This window comes from Rhodoferax sp. (assembly GCF_037143375.1).
Taxonomy (GTDB): domain Bacteria; phylum Pseudomonadota; class Gammaproteobacteria; order Burkholderiales; family Burkholderiaceae_C; genus Rhodoferax.
Map to the genome: position 1 here is coordinate 1 of NZ_JBAWYV010000280.1, position 2,322 is coordinate 2,322.

Consider the following 2,322-nt stretch of genomic DNA (forward strand, 5'->3'; position numbering starts at 1 on the left):
GCGCGCAGGTTGGTGAGCAAGGCGGGGCCGGCCCGCACGGCATAAACGCCGCTGCGCGCCAGCGGCTGATCGACCCGCGTGCTGACGTCGCCCGCGGCAAACACGTTGGCGTGGCTGGTGGAGCGCTGACAGGCGTCCACCGCGATGAACCCCTGATCATCCAGCGCCAAACCGCACTCTTCCAACCATGCGGGCGCCTGGCCACCGGTGGCGATCACCGGCACATCGCAGGCCAGTCGGGCGCCGCTGGCCAGCAGCACCTCGCCGGTTTGAATGCCCACGGCCTGCTCGTTTAATACGGTAATGTTCCGCTGTTTCAAGGCCGCCAGCACGCGCTGTTGTACCTTGGCGGTGTAGTTGGCTGCCACCGGTGTGCCGCCGGTCACCAGCGTGACCGAAGAAGTGGGCAGCCGGTACGCCATGGCCATCGCCAACTCAAGACCTGCGGCACCAGCACCGATGACTGCCACGCGCAGGGGGCGTTTTTGCGCCAGAGTCACCACCTGCGGCCAGAGGGCACCAAAGGTCTCTATCGGACGAATAAACAGGCCGTGCTCGCGAACGCCGGGCAGGGTCTGCTCCATCAACGAGCGGTTTTGTACCGGCCCGGTGTTGACCGAAAGCCAGTCATAAGGGAGCACCGTGCCGTCGTCCAGCGTGATCGTTTGCGCCGTGGCATCAAGGGCGGTGGCACTTCGGGCCAGCCAGCGAATGCCGGTGTTTTTCAGCAGTGGTTCCAGCGGAATCACGCAGTCATCCAGCGTGTAATGCCCGGCTACAAACCCCGGTACCATGCCCGAATACATCTGGCGTGGGTAGGGCGCGATCAAAGTGACCTGCACGCCCACCAGGGCTTGGGTGGCCAATGTTGACAGCACATGCACATGGGCGTGACCTGCCCCGAGCAGGATGAGATGTTTTTGCAGCGGTGTGTTGGGTGTCATGGACTGAGTTTCAGGACGAGATCGCTGGCATAAGCCAAGCTGGATCCGTCGGTGGTGTCGGAATCGGCCCCGACCAGAATAGCCATCAAGGGCGGGACCACGCCATCGGACTCGTGACCGAAGGCGCGCAAATAATCAGCGCTCAGGTTGCGCTCGTGCATCACCCATTGTTTGAGTTGCGCGGTGCCCGAGTTGAGCACCAGATAACGCACCCGGTGCGTGAATGCATTGGGCAGTTCAGAGCCCACGGGGAGCTTGTTGTCCCACACGTAGCACAGGGTGGCTGCCGGCAAATAGTCGTGGCTGACGGCGCGCGCCACGCGCAGCAAGTTGCGCTCCACCAACCCCAATTGCGTCAGGGGCAGGTCAAACAGCGCGCAGACCTTGACCGGCACATCGTCGCCCGATTTGCGCGTCAGATCCGCCAGCGGCAGGGGTTCGTCGAGCCGCCAGCGCCAGCGCAGCGTGGTGCCCGCACCGATGGTCAGGGCGGGCAAGTCATGGACCAGATTGGCATAGGCGTTGTCGGCACTGATGCGCAAGACGGGCGCGCCGTCCAGCGGGACGATGTCAAACCGGGTCAGGAGTTTGCCGGTTTTGGGCAGGCCCACCACGCGCCAGGGCGGGGCGGGTTTGTCGCTCGCGCCGGCAACCAGCGGTGCCAGCGTCTGGGCACTCACCGGTAGCCACAGCAGGATCAACAGGCTGGTCAGCCCGGTTAAACACAAGTACTTCCATGCGGGGGCGGCGATCATGGGCTGATGAAGGGCTTTCATGGGACTCAGGGTAAACGTGAAGAGCCCTACTTTAAGCCTCTACGCCAAGCATGGTATTTGTGGGCCCATTCCAGCAAACGCTTGGGCGGGTGTGCGCGCTTCCACGCACCGGCGGCGTACTTGTTGGCCTCGGCCAGCGTCGGGTAAGTGTGGATCGTGCCGAGGATTTTGTTCAGCCCCAGACCGTGCTTCATAGCCAGCACGTACTCGGCCAGCAACTCCCCGGCTTGTGCGCCGACCAGGGTGACGCCCAGAATTTTGTCCTTGCCGGGAACCGTCAGCACCTTCACAAACCCCTGCGCGTCAGAGTCGGCGATGGCGCGATCGAGGTCGGCGAGGTCGAATTGAGTCAGCTCGTAAGCGATATTTTTCTCGCGGGCTTCCTGCTCGTTGAGGCCGACCCGCGCCACTTCGGGATCGGTGAAGGTGGCCCACGGAATCACTGTGTAGTCGACCTTGAATTTCTTCACCTCACCAAACAAGGCGTTGACGGTGGCGTACCACGCCTGGTGCGCTGCCACATGGGTGAGTTGATAAGGCCCGGCCACGTCACCCGCGGCAAAAATGTTGGGGTAAATGGTTTGCAGGTAGGCGTTGGTGGC

The 2,322-nt window shown here is 63.0% G+C and carries 2 protein-coding genes and 1 pseudogene; all 3 read right to left on the reverse strand.

Features of this window, described 5'->3' with window-relative positions; genetic code table 11:
* A partial coding sequence (locus WCG50_RS18975) for an FAD-dependent oxidoreductase (RefSeq protein ID WP_336901157.1) occupies positions 1-944 on the reverse strand: 944 nt, incomplete at its 3' end.
* Positions 941-1,720, reverse strand: coding sequence for a DUF3047 domain-containing protein (locus WCG50_RS18980; protein ID WP_336901158.1), 780 nt, complete (start codon positions 1,718-1,720; stop codon positions 941-943). The genes WCG50_RS18980 and WCG50_RS18975, both read right to left, overlap by 4 nt.
* A 26-nt stretch (positions 1,721-1,746) precedes the next feature.
* Positions 1,747-2,322: pseudogene (locus WCG50_RS18985) on the reverse strand (pyridine nucleotide-disulfide oxidoreductase); the annotation flags it as partial.

Coding starts and splice junctions, on each gene's coding strand:
- WCG50_RS18980 (WP_336901158.1), bottom strand. CDS start 1,720: ATGAAAGCCCTTCATCAGCCCATGATCGCCGCCCCCGCATGGAAGTAC.